General features: G+C 58.7%; 21 protein-coding genes. 4 read left to right on the top strand and 17 right to left on the bottom strand.

Annotation, left to right across the window (positions count from 1 at the left end):
• Positions 1–474: 474 nt before the first annotated feature.
• The 17 genes from fliE to RBR41_RS00615 all read right to left on the bottom strand — a co-directional run bounded on the left by fliE (position 475) and on the right by RBR41_RS00615 (position 17533).
• Complete coding sequence (gene fliE, locus RBR41_RS00695; protein ID WP_320350187.1) at positions 475–921, bottom strand: flagellar hook-basal body complex protein FliE; 447 nt, start codon at positions 919–921, stop codon at positions 475–477.
• 58 nt (positions 922–979) lie between these two features.
• Positions 980–1417 carry a flagellar basal body rod protein FlgC gene (gene flgC / locus RBR41_RS00690; protein WP_179981292.1) on the bottom strand — a complete coding sequence of 146 codons (438 nt, stop codon included), beginning with the start codon at positions 1415–1417 and terminating at the stop codon, positions 980–982.
• A 253-nt stretch (positions 1418–1670) separates the two neighbouring features.
• Positions 1671–2084 (bottom strand): flagellar basal body rod protein FlgB, encoded by a 414-nt coding sequence (gene flgB, locus RBR41_RS00685; RefSeq protein ID WP_320350185.1) that lies wholly within the window; start codon positions 2082–2084, stop codon positions 1671–1673.
• Between the two features lie 243 nt (positions 2085–2327).
• Positions 2328–2858, bottom strand: coding sequence for a 3'-5' exonuclease (locus RBR41_RS00680; protein WP_320350183.1), 531 nt, complete (start codon positions 2856–2858; stop codon positions 2328–2330).
• Between the two features lies 1 nt (position 2859).
• A complete protein-coding gene (locus RBR41_RS00675; RefSeq protein ID WP_320350182.1) occupies positions 2860–3288 on the bottom strand; it encodes a hypothetical protein in 429 nt (142 codons plus the stop codon).
• 16 nt (positions 3289–3304) lie between these two features.
• Positions 3305–3790, bottom strand: coding sequence for a thermonuclease family protein (locus RBR41_RS00670; RefSeq protein WP_320350181.1), 486 nt, complete (start codon positions 3788–3790; stop codon positions 3305–3307).
• A gap of 478 nt (positions 3791–4268) precedes the next feature.
• Complete coding sequence (gene feoB, locus RBR41_RS00665; RefSeq protein ID WP_320350179.1) at positions 4269–6539, bottom strand: ferrous iron transport protein B; 2271 nt, start codon at positions 6537–6539, stop codon at positions 4269–4271.
• A 242-nt stretch (positions 6540–6781) separates the two neighbouring features.
• A complete protein-coding gene (locus RBR41_RS00660) occupies positions 6782–6913 on the bottom strand; it encodes a hypothetical protein (protein ID WP_320350178.1) in 132 nt (43 codons plus the stop codon).
• A gap of 52 nt (positions 6914–6965) precedes the next feature.
• Positions 6966–7241: a DUF2325 domain-containing protein gene (locus tag RBR41_RS00655; protein WP_179981286.1), complete on the bottom strand. Its 276-nt coding sequence runs from the start codon at positions 7239–7241 to the stop codon at positions 6966–6968.
• 552 nt (positions 7242–7793) lie between these two features.
• Positions 7794–8561 carry a tryptophan synthase subunit alpha gene (gene trpA, locus RBR41_RS00650; protein WP_320350176.1) on the bottom strand — a complete coding sequence of 256 codons (768 nt, stop codon included), beginning with the start codon at positions 8559–8561 and terminating at the stop codon, positions 7794–7796.
• Positions 8562–8563: 2 nt separating this feature from the next.
• On the bottom strand, positions 8564–9754 hold the full coding sequence (gene trpB, locus RBR41_RS00645; protein ID WP_320350174.1) for a tryptophan synthase subunit beta: 1191 nt from the start codon (positions 9752–9754) through the stop codon (positions 8564–8566).
• Positions 9751–10386, bottom strand: coding sequence for a phosphoribosylanthranilate isomerase (locus RBR41_RS00640; RefSeq protein WP_320350173.1), 636 nt, complete (start codon positions 10384–10386; stop codon positions 9751–9753). Before RBR41_RS00640 ends, trpB begins: the two co-directional genes overlap by 4 nt.
• Complete coding sequence (locus RBR41_RS00635; RefSeq protein ID WP_320350172.1) at positions 10376–11266, bottom strand: indole-3-glycerol-phosphate synthase; 891 nt, start codon at positions 11264–11266, stop codon at positions 10376–10378. Before RBR41_RS00635 ends, RBR41_RS00640 begins: the two co-directional genes overlap by 11 nt.
• Positions 11256–12848: an anthranilate phosphoribosyltransferase gene (gene trpD, locus RBR41_RS00630; protein WP_320350171.1), complete on the bottom strand. Its 1593-nt coding sequence runs from the start codon at positions 12846–12848 to the stop codon at positions 11256–11258. The genes RBR41_RS00635 and trpD overlap by 11 nt, the downstream gene beginning before the upstream one ends.
• Entirely contained in the window at positions 12829–14283 is a 1455-nt protein-coding gene (locus RBR41_RS00625) for an anthranilate synthase component I family protein (RefSeq protein WP_320350169.1), read from the bottom strand. Before RBR41_RS00625 ends, trpD begins: the two co-directional genes overlap by 20 nt.
• A gap of 479 nt (positions 14284–14762) precedes the next feature.
• Positions 14763–16955, bottom strand: a complete 2193-nt coding sequence (locus tag RBR41_RS00620; RefSeq protein WP_320350167.1) for a glutamine synthetase III — start codon at positions 16953–16955, stop codon at positions 14763–14765.
• Positions 16956–17110: 155 nt separating this feature from the next.
• On the bottom strand, positions 17111–17533 hold the full coding sequence (locus RBR41_RS00615) for a peptidylprolyl isomerase (RefSeq protein WP_320350166.1): 423 nt from the start codon (positions 17531–17533) through the stop codon (positions 17111–17113).
• 289 nt (positions 17534–17822) lie between these two features.
• Between RBR41_RS00615 and lysA the strand changes: the two genes are divergently transcribed.
• From lysA to RBR41_RS00595, 4 genes are all read left to right on the top strand, one after another.
• Positions 17823–19100, top strand: a complete 1278-nt coding sequence (lysA, locus tag RBR41_RS00610) for a diaminopimelate decarboxylase (RefSeq protein ID WP_320350165.1) — start codon at positions 17823–17825, stop codon at positions 19098–19100.
• Between the two features lie 49 nt (positions 19101–19149).
• A complete protein-coding gene (locus RBR41_RS00605) occupies positions 19150–20562 on the top strand; it encodes an MATE family efflux transporter (protein ID WP_320350164.1) in 1413 nt (470 codons plus the stop codon).
• A 251-nt stretch (positions 20563–20813) separates the two neighbouring features.
• Entirely contained in the window at positions 20814–21707 is an 894-nt protein-coding gene (locus tag RBR41_RS00600) for a DUF2156 domain-containing protein (protein WP_320350163.1), read from the top strand.
• A gap of 343 nt (positions 21708–22050) precedes the next feature.
• Positions 22051–23190 carry a MalY/PatB family protein gene (locus RBR41_RS00595; RefSeq protein WP_320350161.1) on the top strand — a complete coding sequence of 380 codons (1140 nt, stop codon included), beginning with the start codon at positions 22051–22053 and terminating at the stop codon, positions 23188–23190.
• The last annotated feature ends 44 nt before the right edge of the window (positions 23191–23234 follow it).

The following is a 23234-nucleotide window of genomic DNA, read 5'->3' as shown; positions in this document are numbered from 1 at the left end:
CTAGCCATAGCAAGAGCTATGCCACTATATAAACATGCGGTTTTGACAGACCCATCAGGCAGCGCGCCCCGCCGAAGGCGCTCAAATTTGTGACGCCATAAAAAAACCTTTCCCCAGCGGCAGGGCCACATGGGGAAAGGTCGTTCAGGAGCGCGAGTTTAACTAAAGCCACACCGCCAGACGGAATAAATCAGCGTTTCCCCAGACAGAGTCGTCACGAGATGAATTTTCAGTCATATCAAGGAGAACGAGCCTTTTATGCAGGGAGTGTACTCTATTGATACTCGACAGGAATAAAAGGCGAAGTTCGACGCAGAGATGCCTGAAAAGGCGCTCGTGACTACACTGTCTAGAGCATTTAACACTTGAAATGCTCGCGTACGGCAGGCAAAAGCCCGCCTACTCGCATTTCGTGGCAAGGATTTTCAGAAAAATCCTTGCAGAGCATTTAACTCATTTCATTCGTAAACTGCTCTAGAACTGCATCTTTGAAATTTCTTTGTACGCTTCCAGAACCTTGCCGCGCACGGCGGTGGTCAGCTTCATGGCAAGGCTGGACTTCTGCATGGTGATCATGAGTTCCTGCACGTTTTGCGTACGCCCGGAAGCGAAGTCGTCGATGGCGTTATCCTTCACGTTCTGCAACTGACTGACCTTGTTGAGCGAGTCCTTGAGCGTTCCCGTAAAGCTGTTTTCGGGCATCACCGGCGTTGAAGCCTTGCCGGGGAACTGCATCTTGTCCACCTGTGCGCCGAAGTTTTCACCGGTATCCACCTGGCTGCGGGCAAGGCTCTGATCCAGAGTGCGGGAAAAAAGCGTCTGCCCGCTGACCGGCGACCCTTGCTGCAAGCTGCCTGAAACCTTGCTGAAATGCTGTATGGCTTCGCTATAGGCGCGCATGCCCGTTGCCTGAATGCTCATGATGTTCTCCTGACGCTACCCGCTGGTTCCATTTGCCCGTAAAGACGGATGCACAGTGCTATTTGCCGATCTCAAGAGCCTTGACGTACATGCCCTTGACGGCGTCCACGGTGGTGACGTTGGCTTCATAATTGCGCTGGGCCGTCATGAGGTTGGCCATTTCCTCCACCACGTTGATGTCGGGATACATCACGTAGCCTTCGGCGTTGGCATCGGGGTTGCCCGGCTCATACACGCGCTTGAAGGGGCGGTTGTCCATTGTCACGGCCATAACGCGCACCCCTTTGACCGATCGGTCAAGGGCCGATTGCATGTGGACAGAAAATGGGTCGTCCACATCAGCCGTCTGCTGCACAACGGTGCGCCTGCGGTAAGGACCGCCCAGGGGCGTGCGCGTGGTCTTGGCATTGGCCAGGTTCATCGAAATGGTATTGATGCGCGTACGGTCGGCCGCAAGGCCCGATGCGCTTATGTCAAATGCTGTCATGAAATCCATGACGTCCTCCTGATACGCAAAAATCCGTGAAGGCCGCCCGACCTGCCCTGCATTTCCTGCAAAGCGAGCCGGACTGAGCGCAGCCCGTCAACCGGACGGCGTTTTTTAGAGCATTTTCGCATTGAGAATATCTATTCTCAATGCTTACGAGACGCTCGCTCCGGCGTTCAACCGCGCAGATAAACTGCGCTTACGCCTCCGCTGCGGGCGTCTGCTCACGCATCCGCCAGAGCAATTTCAAAGAGAAATTGCTCTAGGCCTGCTTGCCGTCCTGTATGACGTTATTCACGCCTTCAAACGTTTTTGTCAGAACTTGGGCCAGAGCCGTAAACTGTAACTGGTTCTTGGCGTGCTTGGCCATTTCCTTATCAAGGTTCACGCGGTCTTCACCGTGAATAAGTCTGGGCTTGAAAGCCTCCGACCACTCGGGCCTGAAGGATGCAGGATCAAAGGTCAAGGGAATGTGCTCCTCGCTGGTGCGGCTCATCTGCCCTTCCATATTCTGCCCGAGAGCGGTCTGAAGCTCTTTTTCAAAGCTCAATTCACGCGGCTTGTAGTTGGGGGTGTCAATGTTGGACAAGTTGCCCGCAATGACATTCTGCCTTTGAAGCTGCATGTTCATGACCGTGCCGACCAGGCCGACCTGACTGCTGAACAAACTTTTCATGATGCCTCCCGCAGTCCTTATGGATTGCTGACAAGGCGCAAGCAAAACCTGTTCCATTTTTATTTATTATAATAAAAACAGTATATTACTTGAAATATTACAGCGCATAAAAACCTCTGGCCCGGACATCGCCATTTTGTTGACGAGGCCGGGCCAGAGGTTTTCAGGCCCCGGCGTACCCTGGCGGGCACGTTCGGGGCAAAGGAACTTGGGTCAATGCGTTGCGGGACTCTGCGGCATTATCTACAGGCGCATCTGGCCGTCAGTGACGCCCAGGGCCCGCAAGCGCAGATAGACCTCAGCGCAGGCCGCAGCGTCAGATTCGGCGTTGTGGTGGTCAAGGGCAATGCCGAAATGCTCGCAGACATGGTTGAGCTTCTTGGAAGGCAGGGGCAGGCTGCGCCGTGCGCCCTTGAGCGTGCATAAAAAATGGTATCTGGGAGCTTCGGCCCCGGCCTCGCGGCAGCAGGCCTGCAACACGCGCCTGTCAAAAGAGGCGTTGTGCGCCAGCAACGCGTCGGCCCCGTCCATGAAGGCTTCCATTTGAGGCCAGACTTCGGCGAAGGTGGGCGCGTCTTTGAGCATGGGCCAGGTAAGCCCGTGGATTTCCGTAAACATGACCCGGGAAGACGGCGGGCGGATGAGGCTGTAAAGCCGATCCACAACGTGTCCGTCCTCAATACGGGCAAGGCCCACAGCACAGGCGCTGTGGGCCGCGAACCCGGAGGTTTCAAAATCTATGGCCACGCAGGGCGCGGCATGTACAGTGAGCATGTTACTCCACGTTTTTATCGGCGTTGCGTGCGGCTTCGGCCAGACGGGCCATGATGTAGTCACGCATGTGGGCGTCGTCGTTTTCAAGGTTGAAGCAGCGGGCGTCCTCGTCCATCAGACCATCGGGCACAAAGTCGCCCTTGTCTTCAGCGTCCGTGACCATGTTGTTGTAAAAGCAGACAGACAGCCAGCGGTTATCCGGTTCATCGTCCACCACGTCAAGCAGCACAAAGAGTTCACGTTTGGTCTGGGCGGCGTGCCGGGCACGCAAAGAGTAGCTCACGCCGGGTCTGGCCTTGAAGGTAAAACTCATGCCGCTGTGCGCGGCCACAAAATCCATATAGGCTGTAAAAGCCGCCTTGGCGTTCTGGGGGTCAATTTTCCAGCCATCAAGAAATTCCCGCAATTCCTGCGAACCCGTGACGTTCATATCTGCTCCGGTTGTTTTATCTACCCCACTGCCAGGGCGGAGTGCCTATTTTCAGGCCCCATACGCCCCGCTTTTCTACAACGGCCTGGTGTTCCTGTATCATCCAGCGGCGGCAAAAGATAGCCCTGCAATTTTGTCTGTCAATCCAGGCCAGCCCTTCCATCACCAGCTGATAGTTGACAGATGCGCCCCCAACCTGAATAAGCGCGCTTATGGTGCCCGACTCGCTCTCGCCCACGGGTTCCACCGTTACCCTTGTGCCGCGTGGCATGATCTCGGCAAGGCGTTGGCGTGCCTCGGCCCCGAAGGGCTGGCTCAGGGTCGGGGCCTCTATGCCATAAAACCGCAGCACCACCTCAGCTTCGCCACTTTTGCCTGTCTTGCTGACGGAAATGGTGTTGCCATCCTCCACGCGAACAACCCTGGCGTCCCAGGCAAGGGCCGGGAGGCTTCCCCAGGCAAGACAGATGGTCAGACAGAAACAAAAAATCCGGATCAGCATACTCCCCCCGGTGCGCGTCTTGAGTGCCTTCGCCATGCTGTGCCCAGGCGGCCGCATGGGCAGGCAAACGCGCCAAAAATGCAAAAAAAGTCTGGATGTTAGAGTGTTTTACTTTAAAAATGGCTACATGCTCTAACGCTGCACGACCGTGCAGCGCGCCGCACTGTCGCGTGGATTCTGACGAAAACAGTATTTTTCGAAGGTGAAATCGCTCCAACCACCGGGGATATATGCTCCCAACGGCGCTCTGCGCAAAAATCCAAAAGCGAAAGCCGGTTATACAGGTACCGATACCCCAAAAACAATGCCCGTGCCGCAAGCCCTTTGTCAAGGCGCGGCACGGGCATATATGGATAGACTGACGCTCTGTTACGAGGGCTTTTGTCTTCGGGCGGCGCGGGTTGCGCCCCGCCCCATGCCGTGCAAAAGGCTCAAACGGCCCTGGCGCGGCAGGCAGGCAACATAGGCCTGCGTCACGCTATCCCCCCCAGACGGAACGGCCCACCTGATAGGCCGCCAGGGAGACCACGTAGGCTACGCCAGTATTGAAGATTATGCTGAAAATCAGCCAGCCCCAGCTGCCCGCCTCCTGCTTGATGACAACGAGCGCCACAAAGCAGGGAGAATACATAAGCACGAACAGCATGAGGGAAAGCGCCGTGGCTTTTGACCAGTTGCTGTCGCTCTTCAGGCGTTCGGCCAGGGGAGCGGCGTCTTCGGGATCCTGTGCGCCAATGGCGTAGGCCGTTCCAAGGGTAGCCACAATGGCTTCCTTGGCGGCAACGCCAGCCAGCAGGGCAATGTCGGTGCGCCAGTCAAAGCCCACAGGCTTGGTGGCAGGCTCGACGGCCTTGCCCAGGCGTCCGGCAATGGAATAAGCCAGTTCTTCTTCACCCAGTTCGTCACGCACGCCGGTGAGCTCTTCCTCAAGAGGGGCACGCTCTTCAGCGCCTTCAGGGAAGGCGGCTATCTGAGTTTCAAGCTGCTCGATCTTCTGCTCATAGGGCGCGGCCATATCTTCGGGCATCTTGGGGAAGGTCATGCCAGCCCAGATGATGATGGAAATGGCCACCAGCACGGTACCGGCCTTTTTGAGGTACATCCAGGCGCGTTCCCAGCAGTGCAGCAGCAGGCTGAGCAGGGTGGGCATGCGGTACGGCGGCAGTTCCATAACAAAGGGCGTCGCTTCGCCCTTGACGATGGAAGAACGCAGCAGGCGCGCCACCAGCAGGGCCATGACCCAGCCGACGAGCATGATGATGAACATGACCATGGGCGCATCATCGGGGAAGAATGCGCCAGCCAGCATCAGAAAGACCGGCAGTTTGGCGCCGCAGGCCATGTAGGGCAGGGTCAGCAGGGTCGCCAGTTTTTCCTTGGGGCTGCGCAGGGTGCGGGTGGCCATGGCGCCGGGGATGGCGCAACCGCCAGCAATGCCGCCGGAAATGATGTAGGGCATGACCGAAGCGCCGTGCAGGCCGAAGAAACGGAAAATGCGGTCCATCATGTAGGCCACGCGGGCCATGTAGCCGCTGTCTTCCATAAAGGAAATAAGGACAAACATGATAAGAATCAGCGGCACAAAGCTCATCACGCTGCCGACACCGGCAACAACGCCGTCCACGATCAGGGATTTGGCAAGACCTTCAGGTATCACGTCGCCCAAAAATCCGCTAAGCCAGGCAAAGCCGTCTTCAACCCAGCCCTGAGGATAGGCGCCCACCTCAAACGTTACGTAGAACATGAGGTACAGCACGCCAATCATGAGCAGCGGGCCAATCAGCGCGTTGGTGAGCACTTTGTCCAGCTTGTCGGAAAGGGCCAGGCGGTCTTTGCCGGGGTCCTGCTGGAAAACGCCGTCCCGCAGGATGCTGCGGATATAGCCATAGCGGTGGTCTGTGATGAGGGACTCAAGATTGGCGTTGAGCGTGGCACGCGTATGGTCGGCGATTTTTTTGCGCATGCCTTCAAGTTCGGCAGCGGTTTTGGGGTCGGCCTTGCGTACTTCGTTCAAAATGACGTCATCGCCTTCAAGCAGCTTGAGGGCCACCCAGCTTGGCAGGTAGCGCTCTGTGAGCAGCTTGGTGGCCACGATGCGCTTTTCAATCTCAAGCAGAGCCTCATCAAGCTCAGCGCCGTAAGAAATGCGCATGGGCTCGCGTTTGCCCTTGCCGCTCAGTTCAACGGCGGCTTCCATTGCTTCCTTGAGGCCTTCGCCGGTGCGGGCCACCATGGGCAGCACCGGAATGCCAAGAAGGGCACTCAGGCGATCCATGGCGATATGCACGCCCGAATTGCGCGCTTCGTCCATCATGTTGCAGGACAGCACCACAGGAGTGCCCATTTCAAGCATCTGCACGGTGAGAAGCAGGTTACGCTCAAGGGCCGAGGCGTCGACCACGTTGATGACAGCCTGCACGTTGTCGCTGGCAAGCTCCTGCCGGGCCACGAGCTCTTCCTGCGAATAGGCAGTCAGGGAGTAGGTGCCGGGCAAGTCCACCAGGATTACGCGCGTGCCATTTACATTAACGTGGCCTTCTTTTTTATCAACGGTAACACCGGGATAGTTGCCCACATGCTGGCGAGCGCCAGTATAGCCGTTGAACACCGTGGTTTTGCCGCAGTTGGGGTTGCCAGCCAGGGCGATACGCAGGGCATGGCCGTGGTGGCCATGCTGCGCATGCTGGCCGTGGTGCTCATGCTGACCGTGCGCTCCCGCGCCATTATCCAAATCTTTCGTCTCACTCATGCAAGTGCCCTCCCGCTCCGCTAAAGACGCAAAAAAACCCATGCAGACCACTGTTCATGATCGTGCCGGAAAAATTGCTCATACTAGCCGTCCTGGAGCTTCTGATTGTGACAGTCCCTGGGCGGGCACCATTTCTGTCCTGCGCACGCCCGCCACCGCCATTGAATGACGTCTGGGTCCCCCGGAAAAAATGAAAATGAATTCCAAAGTCCTAGCGGGTTTAAATGGTTGCCGCCAAAAAGTCAAGCGGCCAGAAATTTTTTTTGCCCGTTCGCCACCCATTCAACCAATACATAAGGATAGTTATACGACGCATAAAACATTCGCCCGACTGAGAAGCTTGCTTCCACAGTCGGGCGATTCACTGGAGCCATGAGGACTCTCCTCTCGAAGGGTGATGCAGTCAGACCCTGAAATCACCTCTGCCTATGCGTCACGCAGACATTCGCGCAGGGAGGAGACGCCGCAAGAATGCACCATTTGCAGGGGTATGTTGCGTGAGCGCGCAACCTGCACGGCCTTGCGCTTGGCTTCATGAGAAACCTTGTTGGTAAAAACGATCAGGGCGTCGGGGTTGCCGATCTTGTCAACGAAATTCCGTTCATTGCGGCTGATGCACTTGAGGGAATGCCCATTTTCCTTGGCCGCAGCTATGTAATCTTTTTGCAACCTGTCCATGCCGCCTATAAGTGTTACGCACATGTTCTGCTCCTTGCTATGTCGGGCCCGCCGAAGCGGTCAGCGCCGGTATGGGTGAATCGCGTTGACTTATTTGTAATTGAAATTCAATTTCAATGTCAAGGCCATTTCTCCTTTTTCTCCAACATTTTAAAAAATAATTTTATTAATATAATAACAGACTAATATTATATGTTATTTTACCCAAAAAAAGCCCCCATCATGTTTTCAAAGCTTAAGCCTAGTGGCCTTTTTTGCTTTGTCTACCTGATGGGGGTCATAGCAGTGAAGGGGGCTTTTACGGCAGAAAAAGGGAGGCTGAAGCATGCGGCCTTTTTCAAAGACAGGAGCGCTCCCTCCTCCGCTTTAAAACCTTGCAGAAATGGTAACACACTATATTCATTACTGTTACAGATAGGAAACTTCGTGGTACCACGCTCAACTAGAGTAAAAGTTTTAGGGGGTGGGGGCGTGGGTGAGGAGACCCTTTTACAAAAGGGTCCCTCCCCCACAAAGCCTTTCTTCCCTCCCCACAAAGCCTTTCACAGCGTAATCGCTCTATCCATAAGCCGCATGTTATTTCCAGCGGGCCATGAACTCTTCGGCGCTCTTGCCTTCGTCAAGGTGCTTGAGCAAGGCGCTGCCAAACACCACGGCATCGGGCCGGGCATCGGCCGGCAAATCTTCCAGCTGTGCCGGTTCGCGCAGGCCGAAGCCCAGGGCAAGGGGCAGCTTGAAGACAGAGCGCGCCCGGCGCATGGTTTCCGCAACCTTGGGGGCCACATTGCCGCGTTCGCCGGTAATGCCCATAACCGAGACCACATAGACATAGCCCTCGCCATCGGCCGCATACAAAGCCATGCGTTCGGCGCTGGTGTTGGGGCCAACCAGGGGGATAAGCGCTATGCCCTCTTTTTTCAGGGCGCTGCGCAGCGGCTCTGCCTCCTCATGGGGCAAGTCCGGCACGATAAATCCGTGAACGCCGCCCCTGGCCGCGTCATGCGCCAGCTTTTCATAGCCGTACTGCAAGAAGGGATTAAGGTAGCCCATCAGCACCACGCCAGCCTGAATGAGGCCCTTGCGCTGTATGAGATCCATCAGGATGCCGCGCAGGTTTACGCCGTCGCTCAGGGCGCGGCGTGAGGCTTCTTCAACCACGGGACCGTCGGCCACCGGGTCGGAAAAAGGCACGCCGATTTCAATGATGTCCGCGCCGTTTTCATCCAGTTCCATCAATGTGGGCCAAAAGTCCGTCTGATTGGGGAAACCGGCGGTAAGAAAGGGAATCAGAGCCGGACGTCCTGCGGCAGTGGCCTTACGAATTTTTTCTTCAAGCAGGTTCATGACTACACCTCGCCCTGCCCCTGGGCAAAACCCAGGGCCTTGTTGATGATGCCAAGGTCTTTGTCTCCCCGGCCTGAAAGATTGATCACCACCTGCTGCCCCGGCTTGAATTCCTGCGGATGGTCAAGCACCCATGCCAGCGCATGGGACGACTCCAGAGCGGGCAGGATGCCCTCGGCGTGGCACAGGCGCTGGAACGCGGTCAGGGCGTTGGCGTCCTTGACCATGCCGTACTGCGCGCGGCCGGTCTTGTGCAGCCAGGAATGCTCGGGGCCCACGCCGGGATAGTCCAGACCGGCGGAAATGGAATGCGAAGGCTCCACCTGGCCGTCGTTATTCTGCAAAAGCATGCTGTACGCGCCGTGCAGCACGCCAGGCGTGCCCAGGTTAAGGGGAGCGGAGTTGAAGCAGCCCGGCTCGCCGGTGCCTGCCGCCTCCACGCCTATAATGCGCACGCTCGCATCCTCAAGGAAGGGATGGAACATGCCTATGGCATTGGAGCCGCCGCCAACGCAGGCCACCACGGCGTCTGGCAGCTTGCCGGTTTTTTCAAGCATCTGGGCGCGGGTTTCGCGGCCAATGACGCTTTGCAGTTCGCGCACCAGCAGGGGGAAGGGATGCGGCCCGGCAGCCGTGCCGAAACAATAGTGAGTGGTTTCCTGGCTGCTGATCCACGCGCGCAGGGCTTCGTTAATGGCGTCCTTGAGGGTGCGGGTACCGCTTTCAACAGGGTTGACGGTAGCGCCCAGAAGCTTCATGCGCATGACGTTGGGGGACTGGCGCTCCACGTCTTCAGCGCCCATATAGACCGTGCATTCCAGCCCCAGACGGGCGGCGGCGGCGGCCGTGGCCACGCCGTGCTGCCCTGCGCCGGTTTCGGCCACAAGGGCCGTCTTGCCCATATGCTTGGCAAGCAGCGCCTGGCCCAGCGTATTGTTCACCTTGTGCGCGCCCGTGTGCAGCAGATCTTCCCGCTTGAGCCAGAGATCGAAGCCCAGTTCACGCGACAGCGTGGGACAATGGGTCAGAGGGGTTTCACGTCCGGCATAATTGTGCAGCAAATCCTGCAACTCGGCCTGAAAGGCCTCTGTGGGATAGATGCTGTGCATGGCCGCTTCCACTTCCATAAGCGGCGGCATGAGCAGCTCAGGCACAAAGCAACCGCCGAACTCGCCAAAATATCTGTTTTTCATGACAAATACCCATTGCCTTTCTGTTTGGAGGCAACCCCGAGAGCGGCTGCCAGCTTTTGCGCATTTTTCAGGCCAGGCGCATCTTCAACGCCAGAATTCAAATCAATGCCGTCAGGTGAGCAGAGACGTAGGGCCTGTTCCACAGTATCCGCACTTAAGCCCCCTGCCAACAGCCAGGGATGCGGGGCAGGCAGATGGCTCAGATCCTGCCAGTCCAGGCGGGTTCCACTGCCGCCCCCAGTGAGGCCGGCGTCAAGCAGATAGCAGGCGCAGGCCCCGGCATGTTTTTGCAGTTCATTATAGAGCAACGCCCTGTGACAATAACGGCCGGGCCAGATGACCCGTATGACCCTTTGCACCCCCACGGCCATGGCGCAGTCCTTGTCCTGTCTACCGTGCAGCTGGGCCATGTCCAGCCGCGCCTCAGCCATTATGCGGCATATCTCGTCCGCGTTCTGGTTCACAAAAACACCCACACGCAGCATTGTTCCGCTTTCAAGGGATGCCACGTGGGCCGGGGTCACGTTCCTCGGGCTTGGGGCGTGAAAGATGAAGCCGCACATGCCCGCTCCCAGTGAGGACGCCATATCAAGATCCTGCTGGCGGGTGAGACCGCAGACCTTAATGAGCATGACCGCTGCCCTCCCCCGGCTTTTCCCGGCTTTCACCAAGGGGGCGCGCGCCCTTCGCCGCTTCTTCCAGCAGGCCCGACAACGCGCGACCCGGCTGCGCTCCCTCCATAAGGGAACTGCCCACAAGGGCGGCGTGGAAGCCTGCCTTCGCGGCTGCCAGCAGATGTTCGCCCCTGCCGATGCCGCTGGCGGCTATCCACGTTTCGCCATCCTGCGGGGGGCAGGCGCGGGCCAGATCAAGAGCAGCGCCCCTGTCTGTCTTCAGTGTTTCCAGATCGCGGGCGTTGACCTGTATGATGCGCGCCCCGCTTTCACGCGCCAGCCGCAGGTCTTCGCGGTCAAAAACCTCGACCACTGCCTGCATGCCGTGGCTTTCAGCCTGTTCACGCAGTGCCCGCAAGTCGTTTACGTCCGGCGTAAGCCGCACGATAAGCAGAAGGGCCGATGCCGGGGTAGCCGCCGTGGCAGCCACCTGCAAGGGGTCAAAGATGAAATCCTTGCGCAGCAGGGGCGGCCGTGCCCCCGTATACAGGCCAGCCTCCGCCGCCCGCTCCAGATACTCCAGGCAGCCCCGGAAATGCGCGGCTTCCGTCAGGATGGAGAGGCAGGCGGCTCCTGCTGCAGCATACTGGCGCGCCACCTCTTCCACCTCAAGGCTTTCGCAGATAATGCCGCGCGAGGGCGAAGCCCTTTTGTATTCCGCCACCACTGTCAGGGGACGGCCCTCAATGACCACAGGGGAACCGGACGCGCCGCGCAGGGCCGCCAGAAAATCCGGGCGCGGCCCCTCAAGAGGAGCGGGCATGCCGCCCTGGCCCGCCAGCAGGCGCAGGGCGTCCACCTCTGCCTGTTTGGCCGTGCGAAAGCGCTCAAGCAGCATGCAGCACCTTCCTGCCGAAACCACCGCTCACGGCTTCGCGGGCACGGGCCATGCACAGGGCCATGTCCATATTTTCTTCCAGCAGATAGATGGCCATGCCCACATTGAGCGTGACCATGTCCATCATGGCGCGTGGCCCGTTGCCGTCCAGAATGTCCTTGAGCACTGCCACGGCCTCATCCTTGCCGTTGACCGACAAGTCTTCCACCGTGCAGGGTTCGATGCCGAAGTCCGCAGGGTCAAGGGTCATCTGCGTCATGGTGCCCGCGTGCAGCACGGCCATCTGGGCAGGGCCAATGGGCGTTATTTCATCATAGTTGCCAGCACCGCAGACCACGGCGGCCCGGTAAAGCGGCGACTGAAGGAGGGTTTCGGCCACAAGGTTTACCAGTTCCGGGCGGGCCACCCCCATCAGCAGATGGCTGGGGCGGGCCGGGTTGATCATGGGACCGAGGATGTTGAAAAGCGTACGCACGCCGAGTTCCTTGCGCACAGGGCCGATGTTGGCGAAAGACGGGTGAAAGTACGGCGCAAACAGGAAGGCGAAATTGCGCCGCCTGACCATTTCGGCCACTGAGGCCGGATTGTTATCCAGAGCAATGCCCAGGGCTTCCAGGGCGTCGGCGCTGCCGCATTTGGACGAAACGGCGCGCCCGCCGTGCTTCACAACCCTGTAGCCCATCCCCGCCAGAACGAGGGACGTGGCCGTGGAGCAGTTGAAAGAGTTGCGTCCGTCGCCGCCGGTACCCACCACGTCAATGGTCGTGCCGGAGATGCCGTCCACGCGCACGGATCGGGCCAGGGCGGCGCGGGTGGCGTGGGCCAGCTCAAGGGCGCTTTCGCCCTTCATGCGAAGCCCGATGAGAAAACTGCCAGCTTGAGCCGGACTCATCTTGCCGTCCATAAGGGCGGCAAAACCGGCTGCCGCCATCTCCGCACTGAGGTCTTCTCCACGGGCCAGGGTGTCCAGAATGGTCGCAAAGTCGCTGGCGTCGCTCCCCGCGCCCATGACGGACTGGGGGAAGTTGCCCAGCAGCCGCAGGCCATCGGGCGTGAGCACCGATTCAGGATGGAACTGCACCCCAACCCAGGGGCGGTCATTGTAGCGCAGGGCCATGACTTCGCCTTCCGGGCCGCGGGCCGTCACCGTAAAACGGGGATTTTCCGCGTCCTCATCGGCCCGCACCACCAGCGAATGGTAGCGCCCCACCCGCATGGGGTTGGGCAGGCCCGAGAACAGGCCCATACCGTCGTGCACGATTTCCGACTGTTTGCCGTGCATGATGCAGGGGCCGACCTCTACCCGCGCCCCTGCGTGCAGGCCGAGCAGCTGATGGCCCAGGCACACGCCCAGCACGGGAATCTTGGGACTCAGACGTTTGAGGAATTCGGGGCAAAAACCCGCATTGGCTGGATGCCCCGGCCCCGGCGAGATGCAGACCATGGCAAGTTCCGGGTTGGCGGCCATTTCCAGCACAGCCGGGTCGTCATTGTGCAGCACCACAGGCTTGTGTCCCAGGGCGTAGAACGCCTGCACAAGATTGTAGGTGAAGGAATCGTAGTTATCTATGAGCAAGAACATTTTCTTCGTCCTCCGCACGCAGGGCCAGGCGCATAATGGCTGATTTATTGCACACTTCTTTCCATTCCATATCCGGGTCCGAGTCGTGGACAATGCCTCCGCCCGCCTGCCAGAAAAGCCTGTTGTCGCGCAGCCACATACTGCGGATGGTGATGCCCATATCCAGATTCACGCTGTCCTTGTCGAGTCCCAGCCAGCCGATGCAGCCCGCGTAGGGGCCACGGCTGCGGCCTTCAAGCTCGCGGATGATCTGCATGGCGCGGATTTTGGGCGCGCCGGAAACCGTGCCAGCCGGGAAAGTGGCGGCCAGCACGTCCAGAGCGTCCAACCCGGCATCAAGACGGGCCGAAACCCGGCTCGTGAGGTGCATGACGTGGGAGTACCGCTCCACTTCCATGTAGCGCTCCAGAGTCACCGTGCCGGGGCGGGCCACGCGGCCAAGGTCGTTGCGTCCCAGGTCCACCAGCATGACATGCTCCGCGCGTTCCTTGGGGTCATCGCGAAGCTCGGCAGCCAGGCGGGCGTCTTCCAGATCGTCCGCCCCGCGCTTGCGCGTGCCGGCGATGGGCGAAAGCTGCAGGCAGCCCGCAGTGCAGCGCACCATAACCTCGGGCGAAGAGCCGAAAAGCGTCAGTTCAGGCAATGACATGTAGAACATGTAGGGCGAGGCGTTGAAACGGCGCATACGCCTGTAAAGCTCAAAGGGATTGCCCATGAAGGGAGTGGAGAACCGCACCGAAGGCACCACCTGGATGGCCTCGCCCTGGCGCAGCATCTCCTTGATCCTGCGCACGAAGTCCTTGTAGCCCTCTTCGCCGGGTTCTGCGCACACCTTGTCAGGGTCGATGTCCGGCCCGGAGCCTCTGGCGGCGCGAGGTTCCAGAGACTGGCGGGCGCTTTGCAGGGCGCGGTGCTCGCCAAGACTCACCTGGCAGAGACGGTTGTACAGATGGTCAAAAACCAGCACTGTCGCTGGCAGCATGAGTATGCAGTCGGCCTCGTTCTCGGGCATGATGCTGGCCAGGGTGGGATTGAACAGCCCCGCCATGCCGAAGCCAAGGTAGCCGTACAGGGCGCGGGTAATGGGCGGCAGATTGGCTATGTTTTCCGGCGGCGCAATTTCAAGGCTGCCCATAAGTTCCCGCAGTCCGTCCACAAAGGGGCGTCCTTCAAAGGCTGCGACGGAGGCCAGCCTCTGATCCTTCACGTCCACAACCAGCTTGCCCTCGCGGCAGAAGATAAAGAGGGCCGGATCGCAGGCAAGGATACTGTAGCGGCCCCAACGGCCATCGACCTCGGCGCTTTCCAGCAAAATGCCGTTGCCCGCGCCCACCATGCCCATAAACAGGCTGATGGGCGTATCCATATCCGCTGGCAACCAGCGGGCAGACTGGCGCAGCGTAAGCGAGTGCAACTTGTCACCGTTCTCTTTCATCTGCCGCATCCTTTGGGTTTTAGGGAACCGCTGATCAAATGGCTCCCATAATCTTGTAAGCAATACCTGGAAATGCTGAGTTTTCGTGCTTGGCTAGGCGCGAGCCTTTTTTGAGGGGGGGCTGGACTCTTCGTCCTGCCCCCCCTCAAAAAAGGCGAAGCAACAACGCCAAACGCGAATAAATCAGTATTTCCTCAACATACAAAAAAAAGCGCCGTCTCCTGTGGGGAGACGGCGCCTGAATACAGCTATGCCAACGTATCGGAACTATTTAGCCCGCACGTCTCCCCCACGCAGTTGATTGCGCCACCACCAGCCCTGAAGGCTGCAAGAAATGGTGTTGGGGAATGAGTTCATGCGAATACCTGAGTCCTTTTACTTTTGTGTGATCCTACACATGTCCCCGCCTGCTGTCAACAGAAACATGCCGCTTTTATGCGCAAAAACCACAGGCGGGTTCAATGCCGCCCACAAAACGCCTACTTTCCGAACAGGATTTCCTGATAATTGGGCAGGGCCCACAGATCGTCCGCCACGCGGGTTTCCAGCATGTCCGCATGCTTCCGAACCCTGGCCATGTGCGGCAGCACTTCGCTGCAATAGTGGCGGGCGGCATCAAGGCCCACGCCCAGGGCGTCAGCCTCGGCCACCACGTTCTCAAGCGCAGCGATGGCGGCCTGCATCTGGCGAAGCTGCTCGGTCACCTCTTCAAGGGTAATGGTTTTGGCTTCCAGTCCCAGAGACCGCATACTGGCGGCGGTGCTCGCAAGCTCGCCCTGATAGCGCATGGCGGCGGGGAATATGATTGTGCGGGCCATGCGGATAATCAGGTTGGCCTCTGTGCGCACGGTCTTGCAGTACTGCTCCACATAGATGTCCTGCCGCGCCCGCAGTTCCGACTTGTTGAGCACGCCAGCCTTTTCATACACTTCCACCACTTCGGGGCTGACAAGCACGGGCAGCGCTTCAGGGGCGGTGCGCAGGTTGGGCAGCCCACGCCGGACAGCCTCTTTGTGCCAGATTTCGGAGTATCCGTCGCCGTTGAAAATAACGGCGCTGTGCTCCTCAATGACATGGCTGATGAAGGACTCCAGAGCTTCGGTGAAGCTTCTGCCCTCACCCATTTCCTTTTCAAGCCAGTCGGCGGCAAAGCCCAGAGAATCCGTCATGATGACGTTGAGCGCCGTGATGGAACCCGCCGCAGACTGGCTGGATCCAAGGGCGCGGAACTCGAAACGGTTGCCGGTAAAGGCCACGGGGCTTGTGCGGTTGCGGTCGCCGGGGTCGGCGGGCAGCGGAGGCAGGGTGTCCACGCCGATGTTGAGCGCCCCGCGCTTTTTGCCGTTGGCGGCATCGTCGATGCGCCCGGCGCGAAAAGCCTCAAACACTTCGGTGAGCATGTCGCCGAGGAAGATGGACATGATGGCCGGGGGGGCCTCATTGGCGCCCAGGCGGTGGTCATTGCTGGCGCTGGCCACAGTGGCGCGCAACAGGCCGCCGAACTTGTGCACGCCACGGATCATGGCCGCGCAGAACACCAGAAACTTGGCGTTGGCGTGCGGCGTTTCACCGGGATCAAAGAGCGAGCCGAGATCCGCGTTGCCGATGGAATAGTTCACATGCTTGCCCGAACCGTTGACCCCGGCAAAGGGCTTTTCGTGCAGCAGGCACTTGAGCCCGTAGCGCTTGGCCACGTTACGCAGGGTGGACATGATGATGTGGTTGTGGTCCACGGCCAGATTGCTGACCTCATAGAGGGGCGCTATTTCATACTGGCTGGGGGCCACTTCATTGTGGCGGCAGCGCACGGGCACGCCCAGCTTGTACAGCTCGCGCTCCACTTCCATCATATAGGAAAGCACCCGCTGGGGAATGACGCCAAAATACTGGTCGCTGAATTCCTGCCCCTTGGCCGGACGCGCTCCAAAAAGGGTGCGACCGGCTATCTGTATGTCGGGCCGGGCAAAATTGAAGTTGTGATCAATGGCGAAATATTCCTGCTCAAGCCCGGCATACGCCACCACCGGCAGTTCCGTTTCCTGCCCGAACAGGCGCAGCACGCGCTTGGCTTCGCGATTGAGCGCCTGACTGGAGCGCAGCAGCGGCGTTTTTTTGTCCAGAGCCACGCCCGTCCACGAAAGGAACATGGTGGGGATGCACAAAAAGGTGCCGTTGGGGTTTTCCATAATATAGGCGGGGCTGGTCACATCCCATGCCGTGTAACCACGCGCTTCGAACGTCGAGCGCAGGCCGCCGGACGGAAAGGAAGAGGCGTCGGGTTCGCCGCGAATGAGCATGGAGCCGGAAAATTCGGCAATCACGCCGCCGGAGCCGTCGGGCATGAGAAAGCTGTCGTGCTTTTCAGCAGTCTGCCCGGTAAGCGGGTAGAAAATATGGGTAAAGTGAGTGGCCCCTTTTTCAATGGCCCAATCCTTCATGACTGCGGCCACGGTGTCGGCGATGGAGGGGTCCATGCGCTGGCCGAACTCGATGGTCTTGCGCAGGGAGCGGTACACGCTCTTGGGCAGGCGCTCGCGCATGACGCGGTCATTGAAAACGTTGCAGCCAAAAATGTCTGTGGGCCTGGTATCGGCGAAATTGAGAGGGGCCGCTTCAGGCTTGTAGGTGGTAATGGCCTGAATGGCATTGTGTCTGGCGGTTTTGCTGCTCATATACAACCTCGCGTCGAAAAGGGGCTGACGCACCAAAAAAAATCGTTCTGAAACTCTTCCGCCGACGGGCCGGGCCGCAAAGAATCCGGACAGCCACATGGCGCAATGCCTTGAAAAAGGCCGGCAGACTGTCGCCCACCGGCCTCATGCCTGATCTAGTTGACGCCGACAATCTCGATTTCAAACGTGAGGGCCTTGCCCGCCAAAGGATGGTTGGCGTCAAGGGTCACTTCATCAGCGGTCACTTCAGTAATGGTCACATCCATCTGGCCCTGTTCATTGGACAGCTGCAGGGGCACGCCCACATTGAGGGGGATGTGATCCGGCACCTGGGCGCGGGCCACGGTGAACACCAGTTCCGGGTCGGCTTCGCCATAGGCTTCGGCCGGGGCGATGGTCACGGTGACGGTTTCACCGGCTTCGCGTCCTTCCACGGCAGTCTCAAAGCCGGGAATGAGCATGCCTTTGCCCATGACGAATTCCAGGGGGTCGCGCTCGCGCGAAGAGTCAAACACTGTGCCGTCTTCCAGGGTTCCCGTATAGTGCGCGCGCACCGTGTCGCCTTTCTTGATAGGCATAACTACTCCAAATGGTGGTCTGTGGGCGATTGGCGGGTGCCCTGCCGCATGGTTCCATATGCGCGGCCCTGCGGCACAAGCGCATGAAAAGCGCCCGTTGTCAAAAAAAGAACCAAAACACGGCAAGCTTTTTATGTCAATGTGCCAGTGCCTACGCGCACTCCTGCGCCGGGCCAAGGCTTGACAGTGCGTACCATGACCGGGATAATTGTAAATTACCCCCCAGAGGTGATCTACTGCCCGGGCGCGGGCAGCAACAGAAATTTTTGAGGCATCCCCAGAGGTATCTATGTCCGACATTCGCTCCAGTTATACTGATAATCAACACTTTTACGGCCGCCACACACCGCGCGAACTGGCAGAAACCTTCGGCACTCCGCTCTATGTGTATAACGAGGACGTGCTGCGCCAGCGGTGCCGCGACCTCATGGGGCTTTCGAACCATCCGGGCTTTGGCGTCAACTATTCCATCAAGGCCAACGCCAACCCCGTGCTTCTGCGCATGGTGCGCGAAGAAGGCCTGGTCGTGGATGCCATGAGCCCCGGCGAATTGTACATGGATCAGCTTGCCGGCTTCACGCCCGAACAGATCCTGTATATTTCCAACAACAATTCGCGCAGTGAGCTGCAAAACGCCCTTGGGCACGGTCTGCTTGTCAGCGTGGACTCACTCTCCCAACTGGACGACCTCGGCGCCATCAACAAGGGCGGCAAGGTTATGGTGCGCTTCAACCCCGGCATCGGCGCTGGCCACCACGCCAAGGTCGTGACCGCCGGCAAGGAGACGAAGTTTGGCGTCAACCCCGGCCAGATGGACGAGGTTTTCGCCCTGCTGAAAAAGCACGACATGACCCTGGCGGGCGTCAACCAGCACATAGGCTCCCTCTTTATGGAGGCCGAAGGCTACCTCAATGCCGCAGAAGTGCTGCTGCATCTGGCCGAACAACTGCCCAAGGGCGCACTGGACACGCTTGAAGTCATCGACTTCGGCGGCGGTTTCGGCATCCCCTACCACAAGTACGAAGGGCAGGCCCGCCTGGACATGGCGGAACTTGGCAGCCGCCTGCACGCCCTCATCAGCACATGGGCCGAAAAAACCGGCTATACCGGGCGCTTTCTTGTGGAACCGGGCCGCTATGTGGCCGCCGAATGCAGCGTGCTGCTTGGCAGCGTGCATGCCGTAAAAAACAACGGCGACAAGCGCTACGTGGGCACTGACCTGGGCTTCAACGTTCTGGTGCGCCCCGCCATGTACGATTCCTTCCACGATGTTGAAATCTACGGCGAACCCGGCGGAACTCCTCGCAAAACCATGGTGCAGACCGTGGTGGGCAATATTTGCGAAAGCGGCGACATCCTTGCCAAGAATCGCGAACTTCCGGAAATATGTGAAGGTGATGTGCTTGGCATACTTGACGCGGGCGCATATGGTTTTACTATGAGTTCCAATTACAACCAGCGCCAGCGTCCGGCTGAAGTGCTCATACAGAGCGACGGCACGGCAAGGCTCATCAGGCGGCGCGAATCTCTTGAAGACCTGGCCCTTTGCCTTGAGGGTCTAGAATAGTCACATATAACTTCGTAACGGACTGCCGTGACGGAACTGCGATTCTGCCGTGATTGAACAACGCGGTCTGTCCGCTCCTCAGAGTCGGCCCACACCTGATCTGAGCACCTCGCCCCGCGCCGTATGGCGCCTCACATGGCCACAAATGCTCATGATGTACCTTGTGTTCTTCATGGGCCTTGTGGCCGTGTGGGTCGCGGGGCAGATCAGCGCCGAGGTTCAGGCCGCCCTGGGCATGGTCAACCAGTGCGGCATCCTGCTCATGGTGGTTGCCATGGCCATCTCCAGCGGGGCCACCGCCGCAGTCAGCCAGTCGCTTGGCGCGCTCAAGGTGGCGCGCGCGCAACGCTACGTTGCCACCACCGTTTTGGGCTGTTTTGCCCTGGGCTTTGTGGTGGCGCTGTTTGGCTGGTATTTTGGCGACGCCATTCTGGGCGTGCTCATGGTTCCGGACAGCATCAAACCCCTCACAAAAGAGCTCTGGCAGGTCGGCATGCTGGCCCTGCCCGCCCAGTATGTATACGCGGCCACGGGCGTCATGTTTCGCGCAACGCGCCAGGTCATCCCGCCCCTGTGGGTGGCGGCCGTTGTCTGCGTCGTCAACCTGTTTGCCTGCCTTGGCTTTGGCCTGGGCTGGTTTGGTCTGCCCAACTGGGGCTATATGGGCCTGGCGTGGGCCACTGTAGGCTCACAGTGCCTCGGGGCCATATGCAACTGCGCCCTGCTCATGAATTCCGGCTATCTGCAACGCCGCACCCTGCCCACGCTGCGCTGGCTCAAGGCAGGGCTGCCCTATCTGTTCAAGGTGGCACTGCCCGCCGGGGCCGCGCAGGTTGTCTGGCAATCCGGATACCTGACCCTTTTCGTTCTGGTGGCCTCCCTGCCTTTTGACAGCGTCAACGCCCTGGCCGGGCTCACCGCCGGTCTGCGCGTGGAAGCCCTGTTATTTCTGCCCGGCATGGCCTTCAGCATGAGCGTTGCCGTTCTTGTGGGCAACAGCCTTGGTGCTGGCAAGCCCAAGGAAGCAAAAAAGGTCGCCCTTACCATGGTGACCGTTTCAGCCCTGGGCATGAGCCTTGTTGCCGCCCTGCTCTGGCCTTTCAGGCAGGATATCGCCCTGCTGCTGTCGCAGGAGCCGGGCACCCAGGCCCAGATTGTCAACTACCTGACCTATAACCTGCTCTCCACCCCCTTTTCCATCGCCAGCACCGTCATGGGCGGCGTCATGACCGGGGCAGGAGCAACCAAGTACAATCTGATGATTTTTGGCGGCACCTTCTGGCTGGTGCGCCTTCCCCTCGGCTGGCTGCTTGGTCATATCCTGTGGGGCACGGCCTCTGGCGTCTTTGTGGCCATGCTTGTTTCCCAGTGCCTGCAAACCAGCATCATGCTTTACGTGGTTCTTCGCCGCGACTGGATGCGCTTTGTCATGATCCGCAGCCGCCAGCCCAACCATGCCTAGAGCATGTACGCTTTGAAAAAATGTAATTGCTCTAGACAGTGTAGTCACGAGATGAATTTTCAGTCATATCAAGGAGAATTGGCCTTTTATGTAGGGAGTGTGCTCTGATGGCACTCGACCGGAATAAAAGGCGAAGTTCGACGGAGAGATGCCTGAAAAGGCGCTCGTGACGACACTGACTAGGCTAATCTGCTCTAGACGCCCGAAAGGGCCCCCCGGCAGCAGACACTGCCCCCCTCAAGGAGAATATCGTGAGTAAAAACTTTCTTCCCGTAAGCCTGGATGACAGCCAGGCATATTATGATCTCTGGCAACGCACCCCCCAGCGTTCGCTGGACTATACCCTGGCCAACCTTTGGGGCTGGCAGGATTATTACGGTCTTGAATGGTGCTTTGACGATAACTTGTGCTGGATACGTCAGACCCGCCCCTACCAGATCTGCTGGGCCCCTGTGGGCGACTGGAATGCCGTGGACTGGAAAAGCCTTCTGCCCTGCTCTTTCAGCGAAACCGCCCATACCATAGTGCGCGTGCCGGAAAAACTTCTGCACACATGGCAGGAACACCTGCCCGGCCTCGTGGATCCCGAAGAAGACAGGGGCCAGTGGGAGTATCTTTACAAGCAGGAAGAACTGGCGGATTTGCCGGGCAACCGCTATCACAAAAAGCGCAATCACTATAACAGCTATATCAAAACCTACGGCGAGCCAGACTACCACAGCCTGGACGACGCCATGGTGGAAGACGTGCTGTCCGTGCAGGACGACTGGTGCCAGTGGCATGAATGCGAGGACTCCCCGTCGCTGCGGGCCGAAAATGAGGCCATCAACCGCGTGCTGAGCCATTGGAACAGCTTTCGCGGGCTTGTGGGCGGCTCCCTCTATGTTGACGGAAAAATGGTGGCCTTCAGCGTTGGCGAAAACCTGGACGGCGAAAGCCTCGGCGTTCATTATGAAAAAGGCCTCAGCGGCTTCAAGGGCGTGTACCAGACCATCAACTGCACGTTCTCCCGCCGCGCCGGAGAGGGATTCACCTATATAAACCGCGCACAAGACCTGGATGAAGAAGGTTTGCGCCAGGCCAAAATGACCTATTTGCCCGCCGATTTTCTGCGCAAGTACAAGGTTAGCATCCGCAAAGCCTGATGCCCGGGTTTTTTGCCAAAATCTGATGGAATGTCCCGATCTTCTGGGGACGCCGCCAAGGGATCAATCCCCCCTGGCCCGTATCATGCGGGCCAGGGGGGATTGGCGCTTCTGCCCCGGCGGTACACACTTTCTCAGGATCAAATCCTCAAAGCCGCTCCAGCGGCAGTGGCTGCCGGCGTTGACACCATTGTGCTGAGCCGGGCGAATAGTGTTGCAGTTGGGCGAGTACACCCTGATAACGACAGAAAGTCGTTGACCTCTCTTACATGAACGAATATTTTTCCAATTTGACAGGCGTATTACGAGTTTCGCCCCAACCGCTTGTACGCTCGGAGGACAGATGCAATACGATTTCGACACGGTCGTGGAAAGACGAGGCACAGGCAGTGACAAGTGGGACAGTTATGGCCCCGACATCCTGCCTATGTGGATTGCTGACAGCGATTTCAAAAGTCCACGACCCGTGATTGAGGCCATCCGGGCGGTGGCTGATCGAGGCATTTTCGGGTATAGCAAGCCGGATGGAAAATTTGAGGCCGCCTATGCCGGATGGATGCACAGGCGTTTTACCTGGCAGGCCGACCCTGCCTGGGTGGAGTGGTGTCCTTCGCTCGGCAACGCCCTGGCCATGACCATCCGCGCGTTTACTGTGGCGGGGGATAATGTGGCCATGCTCAGCCCGATTTATCCGCCGTTTATCAATCTCTGCCGTCTGAATGATCGCATCCCCGTGCAAAGCGCTCTGGTGGGTGAAACCTTTGCAATTGATTTCGCAGACCTTGAAAAAAAACTCGCCTTGCCCGCCACAAAATTACTTTTGCTGTGCAACCCGCACAATCCCACTGGCCGAGTCTTCCGGCGAGACGAATTGGAGCGCATCGGCGAACTCTGCCTCAAGCACGGTGTTATCGTCTTTTCTGACGAAATCCACTGCGATATCACGTTCAAAGGCCGCCATATCCCCTTTCCGTCCCTTTCCCCGGCCTTGGGGGATATTTCCCTTGTGGGGCTAAACGCGAGCAAAACATTCAATCTGGCAGACCTGCGTTCCGGGGCCGTACTTTCCTCCAATCCGGAATTACGACAGCGTTTCGCGGCCGAGCGCGACAAATGCAAACTTGGCCGCTGCTCCCTGGGCGTGGCCGGTGTCACCGCCGCCTATAATGATTGCGCGGATTACGCTGACCAGTTGCTGGGCTACCTTTCCGCCAACATCGCTCTGGCCGTGGATTTCTTTGCAAAGCACACCCCTAAAATCAAAGCCTACCAGCCCGAGGCCACGTTTCTGCTGTGGTTGGATTGCAGAGCATTCGGCCTGGACCAGAGTGGAATAGATGACTTTTTTCTCTCCAAGGCCAAAGTGGCCCTTAATTCGGGCGCGAGTTTTGGCGAAGGCGGCAATGGTTTTGTCCGCATGAACCTGGCTTGCCCCAGAAGTCTTGTGCAGGAAGGGTTGGATCGGATCAAAGCGGCCTTTTAAGGCATTCCCCGCATGAGTACAGCCGGAAGAGACAATGGAAGCAG

This window comes from Desulfovibrio sp. (assembly GCF_034006445.1).
In the GTDB taxonomy this organism is placed as follows: domain Bacteria; phylum Desulfobacterota; class Desulfovibrionia; order Desulfovibrionales; family Desulfovibrionaceae; genus Desulfovibrio.
The sequence above is the reverse complement of the archived record's forward strand: the minus strand, read 5'-3'. Positions and strand labels throughout refer to the sequence as shown.